The following is a 14,668-nucleotide window of genomic DNA, read 5'->3' on the forward strand; positions in this document are numbered from 1 at the left end:
GGGCGTGCCCGTCGGGGAAGCGAACGGCACGCCGGGTCGGATGGCGACGACGATCTGAACGAGACGTGAAGGGGTAGCGGCTCGGCAGCGCGCGAGCCCGCTAACTGAGCAGCGCCTTGGCGCTCTTCGCACGCGCGGGCGGTTTGAAAAGCTTCACGGTGCGGATTGCCTGGTCGTCGCTGCGCATCACCTCGATCTTGACGTCGCGGATCTGCACGCACACGTCGCCGTCGGGAATGTCTTCGAGAATTTCGAGGATCAGGCCGTTGAGTGTTTTGGGCCCGTCTGTCGGGAGCGTGAGCTGAAGCCAGCGGTTCAATTCGCGCAGCGGCATGCTGCCCGCGACGATGCATTCGCCCTGCTCGTTCCAGCCGCCGCGCGAACTGGCGCCGCGCGGAATGGACGTGGTGAATTCGCCGATCAGTTCCTCGATGATGTCTTCCGGCGTGACGAGCCCCTGCAATTCGCCGTATTCGTTGACGACGAGCGCGATGCGATGGCGGCTTTCCTGGAAGTACTGCAGTTGCTGGAACACCGGCGTGCCGGTCGGCACGAAGTAGGGCTCGGTGAGCAGCTCGCGCAGCGTCTCGCGCTCCAGTTCCTGGTTGTGCAGCGCCGCCAGCGTCTTACGAACGTGGAGCACGCCAAGCACGCGGTCGATGTCGCCCTGGTAGACGATCAGCTTGTTGTGATAACAGGTTTCGAGCTGATGAAGGATCTGTTCGAACGGCGCGTCGAAGTCTAGCGCCTCGATACGGCGGCGAGGGATCATCACGTCGTCGACGGAAATGTTTTCCAGGTCGAACAGATTCAGCAGGATGCTGCGGTGCTTGGTCGGCATGAAGCTGCCGGACTCGAGCACGATGGTGCGCAGCTCCTCGGTGGAAAGGCGCTGGTCGCGCGCGCCCTGGGTGTTGATGTGCAGGACGCGCAAGATGCCGGTGGCAAAGAGATTGACGAACCAGACGAGCGGTCGGGCGGCCCGCATCATCGGCGCGATCAGCAGGCTCGCGGGCAGCGCGATCTTCTCGGGGAAGGTGGCGCCCACGATTTTCGGCGTGATTTCGGCAAACACGATGATCAGGAACGCGACGATACCCGTCGCGATGGACAGCACCACGTTGTTGCGTCCAAAGGTGTGCAACGCGATGGACGTGGTCAGCACCGGAATGATGGTGTTGAACAGGTTGTTGCCGATCAGCACGACGCTCAGCAGCTGGTCTGTGTGCGCGAGCAGGCCCTGCGTGGTCTTGGCGCCGAGCGCGTTCTTGCTGGCAAGGTGCTTCAGGCGATGGCGGTTGAGCGCCATCATCGCCGTTTCGGAAATCGAGAAGAAGCTCGAGCAGACAAGCAGCAGGAAGACGGCGCCAATCTGCGCCCATAAGGGAAGTTGTTCCACGCGTCGTGAAGAATAGAGGGAGGAAGGATGGAGAGAATATAGCAGAGGGGGCAGTGCAAGCCGCCAGCGGCGCCGCGCCCGGCTTCCCTCTTGACGCGCACCGCGTTCGGCGCTCTGACGACAATGCGCCGCAAAAAACAAAAAACCGCCGAGCAAGCTGGGCGGTTTTTCGAGCCTTGAATGAACAAGGCAAATCTGGTCGGGGTGAGAGGATTCGAACCTCCGGCCTCTACGTCCCGAACGTAGCGCTCTACCAGGCTAAGCTACACCCCGAAATGTACTGCGGACTCGTTTCAGACTAAACCGGCGTTTCTGTCTCGTTTAAGACTGTCTCGCCGTCGAGTAAGAACATAATTCTAGCAGGCTTTCTTTGTAAATGGAATCAGGAAACGAAGAAATTGCTGCGGCCGCTGCCTGAGCCTCCTGTTTCGCGCATTCGAGCGTGTGGTCGAGCGCGCCCGAGCGCGTGATGGCCTCGAAAATCGTGTCGAAACGATCCGTGCCGCCTTGTTCGATAGCCTCGCGGGCGAGCGCCGACTGTTCGGGCGTGCCGCGCTCGATCAGATAGATGAGCGGCAGCGTGGGCTTGCCCTCGCGCAGGTCGTCGCCGGCATTTTTACCCATGGACTCTGCCGTGCCCGTGTAGTCGAGCCAGTCGTCCATGATCTGGAAGGCCGTGCCGATGCGCCGCCCGAACTCCGCGGCGGCCGCTTCGGTACGAGCGTCCGCGCCGGCCAGCACCGCACCCAGCTGGGCGGCGGCCTCGAACAGCTTGGCCGTCTTGTAGCGGATCACCTGCATGTAGCGCGCTTCGTCCACGTCCGCGTCGTGCATGTTCAGCAACTGCAGGACTTCGCCTTCGGAGATGATGTTGGTGGCTTCCGACAGAATCTCCATCACGCGCATCTTGCCGACACCCACCATCATCTGGAACGAGCGTGAATAGAGGAAGTCGCCGACGAGCACGCTCGCCGCGTTGCCGAACAGCGCGTTGGCCGTCTGGCGGCCGCGCCGCAGGTCGGATTCGTCGACCACGTCGTCGTGCAGCAGCGTGGCGGTGTGGATGAATTCGACGACCGCCGCCAGTTCGTGCCGGTGCCCCGTGGTTTCTCCGAGCGCGCCGGCCACCAGCAGAAGCAGCGCGGGCCGCAGCCGCTTGCCGCCGGCACTGATGATGTACTCGGAGATCTGATTGATCAGCATCACTTCGGACGCAAGACGGTGCCGGATGACGCGATTCACCTGCTGCATGTCTTCGGCGATGGGAGCAAGCAGGCTGGCGGCGTTGGAGGAGGGGGTGGCAGTCGACGACATGATGGCTGAATTGGGTAGTGCCGCGAATTATAAGGCGAATCGCGGAGATTCCGGGTCGCGGACTGCCGCGCGGCGCGCGCGGGACGCCGTCAGGCGGCGCTCGGCGGCGGACCGCGCGTCGCCCGCAAGGGCCGCGCGGCGGCTCTCAATGAGTTTTGACCGAGCAGCTAACTCTATGTATAATCACGGGTTTCCGCGCGCGGTGCGCGGGAAAAATGAACACAGAGTGAGGTTCTCAATGTACGCGGTCATAAAAACCGGTGGCAAGCAGTATAAAGTTGCCGTCGGCGAAAAACTTAAAGTAGAACAGATACCGGCAGACATTGACGCTGAAATCACGCTCGACCAGGTTCTCGCAGTGGGCGAAGGCGAATCGATTAAGTTCGGTACGCCGCTGGTCAGTGGGGCTTCCGTCAAGGCTACCGTCGTGTCGCAAGGTCGTCACGCGAAAGTGACCATCTTCAAGATGCGTCGCCGGAAGCACTACCAGAAGCATGGCGGCCACCGCCAGAACTATACCGAACTGCGCATCGACGCGATCAACGCGTAAGCGCACCGGTTAAGGAGCAAATCAAATGGCACACAAAAAGGCAGGCGGATCGTCCCGGAACGGCCGCGACTCCGAGTCGAAGCGACTTGGCGTGAAAGTGTACGGCGGTCAGGCTATCAACGCCGGCGGCATCATCGTTCGTCAACGTGGCACGCGCATGCACGCGGGTGAAAACGTCGGTATCGGCAAGGATCACACCCTGTTCGCGCTGACGGACGGCCACGTCCAGTTCTCGACGAAAGGCGCCGCGAAGAAGCACACGGTCAGCGTTGTCCCGGCAGCAGCCTGAGTTTAATCAGGCACGGGCTTCAGGACCGGAAAAGGCCCCGCGAAGTTAGCGGGGCTTTTTTTATTGCAGCAAGCGCCGGTCGCGCCGCGCATTCGGACATCGTCTTATGCCGTTCGGTCGATTGATCATCGCGCGGCGGGCGCGGCAAAATAGCAGTTTGAAGCAGGATCCAGCAACACCAGATCTGGCAGCACCATCTGGCGGTACACCACGGGACGGAGTTACGCATGAAGTTCATTGACGAAGCGAGGATTGAAGTCATCGCCGGCGACGGAGGGGATGGCAGCGCGTCGATGCGCCGCGAGAAATTCGTTCCGTTCGGCGGGCCGGATGGCGGGGACGGCGGGCGGGGCGGCAGCGTGATCGCGGTAGCAGACCGCAACATCAACACGCTGATCGACTACCGGTACGCGAAAAAGCATCAGGCGCGCAACGGTGAGAACGGCCGCGGTTCGGATTGCTACGGCAAGGGCGGCGACGACATCACGCTGCGCATGCCGGTCGGGACCACGATCACCGACATGGAAACCGGCGAGCTCATTGCCGATCTGACCGAGCACAACCAGAGCGTGCAGATCGCGCAGGGCGGCGCGGGCGGTCTCGGCAACCTCCATTTCAAATCCAGCACCAACCGCGCGCCGCGCCAGAAGACGGACGGCAAGCCGGGCGAGCGCCGCATGGTGCGCCTCGAGCTGAAGGTGCTGGCTGACGTCGGCCTGCTCGGCATGCCGAACGCGGGCAAATCGACATTCATTTCGTCGGTATCGAATGCCAGGCCGAAAATTGCCGACTACCCGTTTACCACGCTGGCGCCGAATCTCGGCGTGGTGCGCGTGGGGCCGAGCCGCAGCTTCGTGATCGCCGACATTCCGGGCCTGATCGAAGGCGCCGCCGAAGGCGCGGGGCTCGGTCACCAGTTCCTGCGCCACCTGCAGCGCACGGGGCTGCTGCTGCATATCGTCGACCTCGCCCCGTTCGACGAATCGGTCGATCCGGTCGCGGAGGCCAAGGCGATTGTCAACGAGCTGCGCAAGTACGACGAGCAGTTGTATCAAAAGCCGCGCTGGCTCGTGCTCAACAAGCTGGACATGGTGCCTGAAGACGAGCGCGAGGCGCGCGTCTCGGCCTTCCTGGAAGGCTTCGGCTGGGACGGTCCTGTTTTCGAGATTTCGGCGCTGACCGGTCAGGGTTGCGAGAGCCTTTGCTATGCGGTGTACGACCACATCGCCGCGCATTCGGACGCGCAGCGCGCAGCCGAGGCAGAAGATCTTGCCGCTGATGTGCGCTTTCGCGACAAGCCCGATGCGAAGGCCGCCGCGGGCGAGTCCAGCGTCGATCCGCAGGACTAACAACCGGAGCGTCGGCGCTTGAGCGGCGCCGGCGCGCGTCAGGCGTCATCTTGGGAGACAGCGCACAATGCGTTCCGTCATCGCAGATTCACGGCGATTGGTAGTCAAAGTCGGCTCGAGCCTCGTCACTAACGACGGTCGCGGCCTCGACCATGCGGCCATTGGTCGCTGGGCTGCGCAGATTGCCGCTTTGCGCGCGCAAGGCAAGGAAGTGGTGCTGGTGAGTTCGGGCGCCATCGCGGAAGGCATGCAGCGGCTCGGCTGGACCAAGCGGCCGCGAGAGATCGACGAATTACAGGCCGCCGCCGCTGTCGGTCAAATGGGCCTCGCGCAGGTCTACGAGAGCCGCTTCGCCGAGCATTCCATTCAGACCGCGCAAATCCTGTTGACTCATGCCGACCTCGCGGACCGGGAGCGCTATCTGAATGCGCGTTCCACGTTGCTGACGCTGCTGCGGCTCGGCGTGGTGCCCATCATCAACGAGAACGACACCGTCGTGACCGACGAGATCAAGTTCGGCGACAACGACACGTTGGGCGCGCTGGTGGCGAACCTGATCGAGGGCGACGCGCTCATCATCCTCACCGATCAGCAAGGGCTTTTCACCGCCGATCCGCGGAAAGATCCGAATGCAACGCTGGTCCAGCAGGCGGATGCCGGCGCGCCGGATCTCGAAGCCATGGCCGGCGGCGCCGGTTCCAGCCTGGGCCGCGGCGGCATGCTGACGAAGATTCTGGCCGCCAAACGCGCCGCGCACAGCGGGGCCAATACGGTGATCGCGAGCGGCCGCGAAGCAGACGTGCTATCGCGCCTTGCGTCCGGGGAGGCGATCGGCACGCAGCTGATCGCACGCACCGCGCGCATGGCGGCGCGCAAGCAGTGGATGGCCGATCACCTGCAGGTGCGCGGCCACGTGGTAATCGACGACGGCGCCGTCGAGAAACTGACCGCCGGCGGCAAGAGTTTGCTGCCAATCGGCATTGTTGGTGTGCAGGGCGCGTTTGCCCGCGGCGAGGTCATTGCCTGCCTCGACGCGACCGGCCGCGAGGTGGCGCGCGGCCTCACCAACTACAGTAGTGCGGAAACCAAGCTGATCCAGCGGCGTCCGAGCGGCGAGATCGAAACGGTGCTCGGCTATATGCTGGAGCCCGAGCTGATTCATCGCGACAATCTGGTGCTGGTTTGATCTGCTCGCCGGTTTCCGGTCGGCACGTCCGGTTAGCACGCTGAGCCGAGCCTCGAGCTGAGCTCCAGAAGCACATAAAAAAAGCCGTTCCAGTGGGACCGGAACGGCTTCTCGGCGGGCTCATCGTCAGCAGTTCAATGTGATCAATGAACCAGAGACGTTGCTGTGCGCTTATAACGGATGTTCTCGATAATCGACTTCGCGCTGCCCGTAGGCAGCTTGTTGGCGCACAGGTAATCCTGATACAGCGCTGCGTGATAAGCGTTCAGCGTGCCGTTTTCAATGCGGGTGAAGTCGTTGGCGACCGTTCTGTCCCAGCCGTCGTGATCCGAATTCAGGCCGGCATAGAGGCGCCATTCGTAGGTGTCGCAGCGAATGCCTTCGTAGTTCACATTGCGCGCGCCGCTCGGACTCGTGACCACCACGGTGTAGCGCACCACGCCGTCGGAACCCACGCTCAACGAGTTGCGATCTATCGCGAAATGCAGCGGCGTATTGCCCGACACCTCGAACGGAAGCAGGTTGGACTCCTGCGGCAACGGCGGCAACGTGTCGACTTTGTTTTCCACCCAGTTCGTGGGTCGGTCGAGCAGGTAGGTGAACGCGCTGTCGTCCTTGTTGGTGGGTTTGCCGGCGCTCGAACAGCCAGCCAGCAGGGCGCCGGTGGCGACGCACGCCACGACGAGAGCAAGTGCTTTCAATATGATTTCCTCAAAAAACGGGCGCGGCTCCCGGATCCCGGGGGCCGCGCCCGCATGGACGGCGCGAGACGCCGCTCAGAACAATCAACTGCGCGCGCCGTGGCGAAGGAGCGAACCCCCCGCCTCGCGAGCCGATTCGTTTTCGAGCTCGGACGCAGTGCCGGTCTGATCCGCTGAGCCGACATGCTCGCCGCAGTCGGCCGCGCCCGTTGTGTGAACCGACGTTTCGATTCTGACCGACGTGACTGACGTAACCGAGGTCACCGTCATCACCGTGGAATCCGGCGGACTTTCCATTGACGACGCTATCCGCGGATAGCGCGGGCCATGGTGACCGCCCGTTTTTTCCGTACGCGGCGCAGTCCGGCGCATGAAACGGGATAGCTCCGTCAGCGCCAACTGATACACATCCCGCTTGAACTCGATCACACAGTCGAGCGGCACCCAATATTCGTTCCAGCGCCAGGCATCGAACTCCGGGTGGTCGGTGGCGCGCAAGCAGATGTCGCAATCGCGCCCCACCATTCGGAGCAAAAACCAGATTTGCTTCTGGCCGCGGTAATGACCGCGTACCTCGCGCTTGATGAACTTGTCAGGCACCTCGTAACGCAACCAGTCGCGCGTGCGACCAATCACCTTGACGTGCTCAGGAAGCAGACCGGTTTCTTCGTGTAACTCCCGATACATCGCTTGCACGGGGGTCTCACCGTACTTGATGCCCCCTTGCGGAAACTGCCAGGAATGTTCACGGAGCCGTTTGCCCCAAAACACCTCGTTGTGCGCGTTCAAGAGGATGATGCCGACGTTCGGGCGAAAGCCTTCACGATCCAGCATACAACCACCTTCGAATCCTTTAAAATTGCTTTGATTATAAACAGATAACGGCCCTCACGCACCGATTCGCACCAGAATGGAACGATTCGCCGCAAATGGCCTGCATTTGGGGTAGCCTGTCAAGTTTCCCGTGCGTCATCCCTTGCGTGCAAGGCCTTGCGCGGCGGCGACGGCTCCGTAATGGCGGCGCCGCGCAGTGCGGCCCGGGGCGGGGATTTGGCGCCCAAGCCGTGTCGATTTCCTGTTTTCACCCTTTCGGGCGGTCCCTCCGGAGCCGCCGCTTTTGGAAAATCTGAATGAAAGCTTCCCGTTTCTTTATCGGCACCCTGAAAGAAGCTCCGGCAGACGCCGAGATCGTCAGCCACAAACTGATGGTGCGCGCCGGCATGATCCGCCGCGTCGCCGGCGGCATCTATAACTATCTGCCGATCGGCCTGCGCTCTATCCGCAAGGTGGAAGCCATCGTGCGCGAGGAAATGAACCGGGCAGGCGCGATCGAATTGCTGATGCCGGCCGTGCAGCCGGCCGAGTTGTGGCAGGAGTCGGGCCGTTGGGAGAAATACGGCCCCGAATTGCTGCGCTTCAAGGACCGCAAACAATCGGACTTCGTGATCGGACCCACGCACGAAGAAGTGGTGACGGACATCGCGCGCGGTCAGATCAAGAGCTACCGTCAGTTGCCGGTCAACTTCTATCAGATCCAGACCAAGTTCCGCGACGAAATCCGCCCGCGTTTCGGCGTGATGCGCGGCCGCGAGTTCATCATGAAAGACGCCTACTCGTTCGACAAGGATGCGGCGGGCCTGCGCGAGTCGTATCGCAAGATGTACGACGCGTATGTGCGCATTTTCACCCGCCTCGGTCTCGATTTTCGAGCGGTGGCGGCGGACAACGGCTCGATCGGCGGCAGCGGTTCGCATGAGTTCCACGTGATCGCCGACACGGGCGAAGACGCCATCGCCTATTGCCCGACCTCCGATTTCGCGGCAAACGTGGAAGCAGCCGAAGCGCTGCCGCTCTACGCCGAGCGCGCGGCCCCGGCCGAGGAAGTGAAAAAGACGCCCACGCCGGGCAAGGCAAAGTGCGAGGCCGTCGCCGAGTATCTGAACATTCCGCTCGAGCGGACCATCAAGTCGATCGTGCTCGCCACCGAAAATGAAGGCGCCGAACCGACCATCTGGTTGCTCATGCTGCGCGGCGATCACGATCTGAACGAGATCAAGGCGAGCAAGCTGCCGGGCCTCGCCGAATTCCGCATGGCGACCGAGGCCGAGATTATCGAAACGTTCGGCACGCCGCCGGGCTATCTCGGGCCGCTCAACACGAAGAAGCCGGTCAAGGTGGTAGCGGACCGCACCGTCGCGAACATGAGCGACTTCGTGGTGGGCTCGAACGAAGTGGATTACCACACCACCGGCGTCAACTGGGGCCGCGATCTGCCGGAGCCGGTCGTCGCGGATATCCGCAACGTGAAGAAGGGCGATCCGTCGCCGGACGGCAAGGGCGTGATCGACATCTGCCGCGGCATTGAAGTGGGTCACGTGTTCCAGCTCGGCACCAAGTATTCCGAAGCGATGAACGCGACCTGCCTCGACGAAAACGGCAAGCCGCAGCCTATGGAAATGGGCTGCTACGGCGTCGGCATCACGCGCATTCTGGGCGCGGCGATCGAACAGAATTTCGACGAGAAGGGCATCATCTGGCCGGAATCGATTGCGCCTTTCGAAGTCGTGCTGTGCCCGATGGGCTACGACCGCAGCGAAGCCGTCCGCGAGCAGGCCGACAAGCTGTACGCGGAACTGGTGGGTGCGGGCATCGACGTGATTCTGGACGATCGCGGCGAGCGCCCGGGCGTCATGTTCGCCGACTGGGAATTGATCGGCGTGCCGCATCGTCTCGTGATCGGCGACCGCGGCCTGAAGGAAGGCAAGCTCGAATATCAGGGCCGCCGCGATGTCGAAGCCACCCTGCTGCCGGTCGACGAGGCCGCGCAAGCGGTCATCGCGAAGGTTCGCGCGGCGCTCGCGCGCTAAGCGGAGCGGACGGTGGAGTACACCTTCCTGTCCGCGACCGTCCTGCTGATTCTGATCACCGACCCGCTCGGCAACATTCCGCTCTTCATCAGCTGTCTGCGCGGTGTGTCGCCGAAGCGGCGCACCGCGGTGATTCTGCGCGAGGTCGCGATCGCGTTTGCGATCCTGCTGCTGTTCATGGTGCTCGGCGACGGCTTTCTGCGCATGATGAGCCTCACGGACCAGTCGTTGCGCATCGGCGGCGGCATCGTGCTGTTTTTGATCGCGCTGCGTATGGTGTTTCCGCATCCCGACGGCCCGTTCGGCGGCGACACGCGCGGCGGCGAGCCGCTTATCGTGCCGCTCGCCATTCCGGCGCTCGCCGGGCCGTCGGCGCTCGCAACGGTGATGCTGTTGACGTCGCAGGCGCCCGGCAAGATGTTCGAGTGGATCGGCGCGCTGACGGTCACCATGATCGTCTGCGCCGTGGTCCTGATGCTGGCCGAGCGCATTCAGGCGTGGCTTGGCGAGCGCACCATGATGGCGTTCGAGCGCCTGATGGGGCTCGTGCTGGTCGCGATCTCGGTGGAGATGATGCTGGGCGGTATTCGCGCGTTCGTGCATCAACTGTGAAGCGGGCACGCTGTTGCTTCGGCGCCGCTTCGCGCCATTCGTGGCGCAAATGAAAAAGCGGCCCGGCGGGCCGCTTTTTTTCTGCTTCGCCTGCTACAGGCTACCGGCCCACGGCGGGACTCATCAAGCGCCTTCAGTCAGCGCCCGAATAGTCGGCAGGTTGCGCCAGTAACCCTTGGCGTCCATACCGCAGCCGAACACGTAGCGGTCCGGCACTTCGAAGCCGCAGAAGTCGGGGCGCAGCGGCTTCGCCTTCGGAATGATCTTCTCGCACAGCACCGCGCTTAGAAAGCGCTTGGCGCCCATTGCGAGAATGCGGTCGCGGATTGCGGCCATCGTCTCGCCTTCGTCGAGAATGTCGTCGAGCACGAGCACCACGCGATCCTTCACCGACTCCGCCGGCGCCACGCGCCATTGCATCTCGTTGCCGCCCTTGGTGGTGTTGCGGTAGCGGGTCAGGTGGATGTAGTCGAATTCGAGCGGGAAGTCGAGATGCGGCAGCAGCATGCCGGTAAACACCGCCGCGCCGCCCATGACCGAAAGCACGAGCGGGAAGTCCTCGCTCATTTCGGCGCGGATGGCGGCCGCCATGCCGCTGATCGACGCGTTCACCTCGTCGGCCGAAACGATTTCTTCGGAGTGGCTGAAAATATGGAGAGCTTCTTCGCGGTTCATGACATGTGACGGGCGGTAACTGTATACATAGTGTGAGCGGGAATGCTCACAACCCATTCTTCTTTCAAGACGGCGGCTGGCGCTTGCGTGGACACCCTGCGCGCCGCCGTCTTGCTAAAGCTTAGCGCATGCCGGGCAACATGCCCTTCATGCCGCGCATCATCTTTTGCAGATTGCCGCCCTTCAGCTTTTTCATCATGGTACGCATCTGGTCGTACTGGTTGAGCATGCGGTTGACTTCCTGCACCTGCACGCCCGCGCCCGCGGCGATGCGGCGCTTGCGCGTCGCCTTGATGAGATCCGGCTTGGCGCGCTCGAGCGGCGTCATGGAGTTGATGATGCCTTCCATGCGGCGCATCTGCTTTTCGGCCTGGCTCATGTCGGCGCCGGCCGCCGCCTGCTGGAACTGTGCGGGCAGCTTGTCCATCAGCGACGACAGGCCGCCCATGCCCTTCATTTGCGTGAGCTGCGCGCGGAAATCGTTCAGGTCGAAGTCGCCGCCTTTCTTGACCTTGTCGGCGAGCTTTTGTGCGGCCTGGACGTCCACGCCGCGTTGCGCTTCTTCGACGAGGGCGAGAATGTCGCCCATGCCCAGAATCCGGTTCGCCATCCGGTCCGGATAGAAAACCTCCAGCCCGTCCAGCTTTTCAGCGACGCCGACGAACTTGATTGGCTTGCCCGTCACGTGGCGCACCGAAAGCGCGGCGCCGCCGCGCGAGTCGCCGTCGAGCTTGGTGAGCACGACGCCGGTGAGCGGCAGCGCGTCGCTGAATGCCTTCGCCGTGTTGACCGCGTCCTGGCCGAGCATCGCATCCACGACAAAGAGCGTTTCGGCCGGCTTCAGCGTGCTGTGCAGCGCGGCGATTTCCTGCATCATCGCCTCGTCGATACCCAGACGGCCGGCCGTGTCGACGAGCAGCACGTCGTGGTAGTGGCGCTTCGCCCAATCCACGGCGGCACGCGCGATGTCGACGGGTTTCTGATCCGGCTCAGACGGGAAGAAGTCCGCGCCGACCTGCTCGGTCACCGTCTTCAACTGCGCGATAGCAGCGGGGCGGTAGACGTCGCACGAAACGGTCAGCACCTTCTTCTTGTACTTCTCGCGCAGCAGCTTGGCGAGCTTGCCGACCGTGGTCGTTTTACCCGCGCCTTGCAGACCCGCCATCAGAATCACGGCCGGCGGCGTGACGGCGAGATTCAGCTCCGAGGCCTTGCCCTCATAGTCGCCGCCGATGACCGCCGTCAGCTCGCGCTGCACCACGCCGACGAGCGCCTGGCCCGGCGACAGGCTGCTGATGACTTCCTCGCCGAGCGCCTTCTCCTTGACCTTTGCGATGAACTCGCGCACGACGGGCAACGCCACGTCCGCTTCGAGCAGCGCGAGACGCACTTCGCGCAGCATTTCCTGGGTGTTCGCCTCAGTGAGCCGGGCTTCGCCGCGCAGCGTCTTGACGACGCGCGCCATCCGTTGAGTCAGATTGTCGAGCATGGGGAGCGATGAACAGTGCGGCCCGGGCGGGCGCGAAGCGGAAGACGTCGCGGAGCAGGGGCCTAGTGTAAACTTCGAATATGGATATTGTACTGTATGCCCTCACCGCGCTCCTCTATGGCGGACTCGCCGTGGCCGGCTGGCGCTCGCACCGGCACGCCGGATCGCGCCCCATGCTGGAGAGCATGCCGCCGTTGCCGGCCGCCGCCATAACGGGCGGCCATGCGCAGCCGGGGCTCGCCGGCGCCGCGGCTTCCGGCATGGGCTCGTCGGGCCGCGCGCTGTTGTTCGTGGCGCTCCTCGCGCACGGCGTGCTGCTGCACACCACGATCTTTCCGCAGAATGCGATGGTGTTCGGTTTCGCCTTCGCGCTCTCGGCCATGTTCTGGCTCGGCGCCGGCATCTACTGGATAGAAAGCTTTTTCTTTCCGCTCGACGGGCTGCGGCTACTCGTATTGCCGCTCGCCTGCGTCGCTTCGCTTTTGCCGCTGGCGTTCAACGGCGTGCGCGTGCTGCCGTATTCGGCCGCGCCCTTGTTCAAGCTGCACTTTCTGATCGCCAACATCGCCTATGGACTGTTCGCCATCGCGGCGCTGCATGCCGTCCTGATGCTGCTCGTCGAGCGACGTCTGCATGCCATGCGCGGCGGCCTCGCGCAGCGTCACGTCGCCGCAGCCGGCAACGGCTGGCTCTCCAGTTGGCTCGACACGCTGCCGCCGCTGCTCACGCTGGAGAAGCTGCTGTTCCGTCTGATCGGCGCGGGCTTCGTGCTGCTTACGCTCACGCTCGTGTCGGGCATTCTCTTCAGCGAGCAACTGGTCGACCGGGCGCTCAGCCTCGACCACAAGACCGTGTTCGCCATTCTTTCGTGGGTGATGTTCGGCGCGCTGCTGACCGCGCGCAAGATCTCCGGCTGGCGCGGCCGTGCCGCGTTGCGCTGGGTGCTGGCGTCGTTCGTCGCGCTGCTGCTGGCTTATGTCGGCAGCCGTTTTGTTTTCGAGGTGCTGCTGCACCGTGCCGTAGTGTGAGCGTGTTCCATGCGACAAATCTTTTTGCTGATCCTGCTGTTCATCGTCGGCCAGTGGCTTGTGAAGGCGCTGCGCCGTCATGACGCGCACACGGCGCAACGTACCGGCGCGGATGGCGCACGCGGGGCAGCCGACCAAGCCGACTATCGCAACGGCGGCAACGGCGCCGCGCGTCAGTCCGCCACGCCGCAACTCGCCGAGCCGATGATCCGCTGCGTCGAGTGCGGCGTGCATGCGCCGAAGAGCGATTCCGTCGTCGTCGCTGGAGAGGCGTTCTGCAGCGCCGCGCATGCGCAGCGCCACGGCGCAAGACCCACGGGCCGCGACGCCCGATGAGCGTCGCATTCACCGTCGACGCAGACGGTTGGGTTCCGCAAGCACGCAAACTGCCCTCGCCGAATGTCGAGGCACGGCCGCAAGGCGCGGTGCCCACGCTGATTGTCGTGCACAACATCAGCTTGCCGCCTGACGAATTCGGCGGCACCGCGATCGCCGAACTCTTCCTCAATACGCTCGACTGTAACGCTCATCCGTACTACGACGCGCATCTGCGCGGCGTGCGCGTGTCGGCGCATTTCGTGATTCATCGCGACGGCGCGCTCGAACAGTTCGTGTCGTGCAACGAGCGTGCGTGGCACGCCGGGCCGTCCAATTTTTTCGGACGCGAGCGCTGCAATGATTTCTCCATCGGCATCGAGCTTGAGGGTAGCGACACGACCGCTTTCGAGTCCGCGCAATACGACACGCTGAGCGCGCTCGTCACCGCGCTCCTGTCGCGCTATCCGATCGAGGCACTCGCGGGGCACGCCGACATTGCGCCCGGCCGCAAGACCGATCCAGGACCTCACTTCGAGTGGGCGCGCCTGCAATCCGACACCGCGCTCGCGGATCGGTATTTCCCCTATCTCAAGTTTTCTAAAACGCCGTAAAGCCCCTTCGCGCGAACTCGCGTGATGCGAGGAGAACGAGGCGCAGCCTGGTTCTCCGGGGAGGCGGCTTCGCGTCGCGCGAGCCAAAAGTCAAGACGTCGGAAGCAAATAAAACGATTTGATCTGTCTTGAAAGTCCACTATACTTGGTGCCACACATTCAGTTACGCACTAGATATTGTGTGTCTTGTGTATAACTATGTGAATAACCGAGTGCATAACTGCGTGCACAAGTCTGCGGCGCCCCGCTCCCGGAGCATGGCGCCGCAAGCATTCCAGGC

15 protein-coding genes and 1 tRNA gene are annotated in these 14,668 nt (G+C 63.2%); 9 read left to right on the forward strand and 7 right to left on the reverse strand.

Translation table 11 applies throughout. The features are described from left to right. Positions 1-100 precede the first annotated feature (100 nt). The 3 genes from ACEN8U_RS16150 to ACEN8U_RS16160 all read right to left on the reverse strand — a co-directional run bounded on the left by ACEN8U_RS16150 (position 101) and on the right by ACEN8U_RS16160 (position 2,713). Positions 101-1,399, reverse strand: coding sequence for an HlyC/CorC family transporter (locus tag ACEN8U_RS16150; RefSeq protein WP_015003795.1), 1,299 nt, complete (start codon positions 1,397-1,399; stop codon positions 101-103). A 196-nt stretch (positions 1,400-1,595) separates the two neighbouring features. Next, positions 1,596-1,672 (reverse strand) — tRNA-Pro (locus ACEN8U_RS16155). A 48-nt stretch (positions 1,673-1,720) separates the two neighbouring features. Then, positions 1,721-2,713 carry a polyprenyl synthetase family protein gene (locus tag ACEN8U_RS16160; protein WP_013340559.1) on the reverse strand — a complete coding sequence of 331 codons (993 nt, stop codon included), beginning with the start codon at positions 2,711-2,713 and terminating at the stop codon, positions 1,721-1,723. A 238-nt stretch (positions 2,714-2,951) separates the two neighbouring features. Here ACEN8U_RS16160 and rplU point away from each other — a divergent pair, with 238 nt between their 5' ends. The 4 genes from rplU (at position 2,952) to proB (ending at position 6,087) form a co-directional block, all read left to right on the forward strand. After that, positions 2,952-3,263 (forward strand): 50S ribosomal protein L21, encoded by a 312-nt coding sequence (gene rplU, locus ACEN8U_RS16165; RefSeq protein WP_007180329.1) that lies wholly within the window; start codon positions 2,952-2,954, stop codon positions 3,261-3,263. Positions 3,264-3,288: 25 nt separating this feature from the next. Next, a complete protein-coding gene (gene rpmA / locus ACEN8U_RS16170; RefSeq protein WP_013589673.1) occupies positions 3,289-3,552 on the forward strand; it encodes a 50S ribosomal protein L27 in 264 nt (87 codons plus the stop codon). Positions 3,553-3,779: 227 nt separating this feature from the next. After that, positions 3,780-4,901: an Obg family GTPase CgtA gene (gene cgtA, locus ACEN8U_RS16175; RefSeq protein ID WP_013589672.1), complete on the forward strand. Its 1,122-nt coding sequence runs from the start codon at positions 3,780-3,782 to the stop codon at positions 4,899-4,901. A gap of 67 nt (positions 4,902-4,968) precedes the next feature. Beyond that, on the forward strand, positions 4,969-6,087 hold the full coding sequence (gene proB, locus ACEN8U_RS16180) for a glutamate 5-kinase (RefSeq protein ID WP_013589671.1): 1,119 nt from the start codon (positions 4,969-4,971) through the stop codon (positions 6,085-6,087). 143 nt (positions 6,088-6,230) lie between these two features. On the opposite strand, the gene ACEN8U_RS16185 is transcribed toward proB, so the two are convergent. Together ACEN8U_RS16185 and ACEN8U_RS16190 are read right to left on the reverse strand one after the other, a co-directional pair. Next, positions 6,231-6,788, reverse strand: coding sequence for a CNP1-like family protein (locus tag ACEN8U_RS16185; RefSeq protein ID WP_013589670.1), 558 nt, complete (start codon positions 6,786-6,788; stop codon positions 6,231-6,233). Between the two features lie 84 nt (positions 6,789-6,872). Beyond that, positions 6,873-7,622: an RNA pyrophosphohydrolase gene (locus ACEN8U_RS16190; RefSeq protein WP_015003793.1), complete on the reverse strand. Its 750-nt coding sequence runs from the start codon at positions 7,620-7,622 to the stop codon at positions 6,873-6,875. Between the two features lie 296 nt (positions 7,623-7,918). Here ACEN8U_RS16190 and ACEN8U_RS16195 point away from each other — a divergent pair, with 296 nt between their 5' ends. Continuing rightward, positions 7,919-9,655, forward strand: a complete 1,737-nt coding sequence (locus tag ACEN8U_RS16195; RefSeq protein WP_015003792.1) for a proline--tRNA ligase — start codon at positions 7,919-7,921, stop codon at positions 9,653-9,655. Positions 9,656-9,667: 12 nt separating this feature from the next. Next, positions 9,668-10,267, forward strand: a complete 600-nt coding sequence (locus tag ACEN8U_RS16200; protein WP_015003791.1) for a MarC family protein — start codon at positions 9,668-9,670, stop codon at positions 10,265-10,267. Positions 10,268-10,390: 123 nt separating this feature from the next. Here the strand turns inward: ACEN8U_RS16200 and ACEN8U_RS16205 are convergent, their stop codons facing one another. Further along, positions 10,391-10,942, reverse strand: coding sequence for a hypoxanthine-guanine phosphoribosyltransferase (locus ACEN8U_RS16205; protein WP_013589666.1), 552 nt, complete (start codon positions 10,940-10,942; stop codon positions 10,391-10,393). Between the two features lie 121 nt (positions 10,943-11,063). Continuing rightward, a complete protein-coding gene (ffh, locus tag ACEN8U_RS16210; RefSeq protein ID WP_013589665.1) occupies positions 11,064-12,431 on the reverse strand; it encodes a signal recognition particle protein in 1,368 nt (455 codons plus the stop codon). A gap of 80 nt (positions 12,432-12,511) precedes the next feature. Between ffh and ACEN8U_RS16215 the strand changes: the two genes are divergently transcribed. From ACEN8U_RS16215 to ampD, 3 genes are read left to right on the forward strand one after another with little or no spacing between them, the layout of a single operon-like run. After that, the gene (locus ACEN8U_RS16215) at positions 12,512-13,459 is read left to right on the forward strand and encodes an inner membrane protein YpjD (RefSeq protein ID WP_015003790.1); all 948 of its coding nucleotides are present in this window, start codon (positions 12,512-12,514) and stop codon (positions 13,457-13,459) included. A gap of 9 nt (positions 13,460-13,468) precedes the next feature. Next, complete coding sequence (locus ACEN8U_RS16220) at positions 13,469-13,795, forward strand: PP0621 family protein (RefSeq protein WP_015003789.1); 327 nt, start codon at positions 13,469-13,471, stop codon at positions 13,793-13,795. Continuing rightward, positions 13,792-14,388, forward strand: coding sequence for a 1,6-anhydro-N-acetylmuramyl-L-alanine amidase AmpD (gene ampD, locus ACEN8U_RS16225; RefSeq protein ID WP_015003788.1), 597 nt, complete (start codon positions 13,792-13,794; stop codon positions 14,386-14,388). The genes ACEN8U_RS16220 and ampD overlap by 4 nt, the downstream gene beginning before the upstream one ends. The last annotated feature ends 280 nt before the right edge of the window (positions 14,389-14,668 follow it).

It is taken from the genome of Paraburkholderia phenoliruptrix, from assembly GCF_047325075.1.
Classification (GTDB): Bacteria; Pseudomonadota; Gammaproteobacteria; order Burkholderiales; family Burkholderiaceae; genus Paraburkholderia; species Paraburkholderia phenoliruptrix.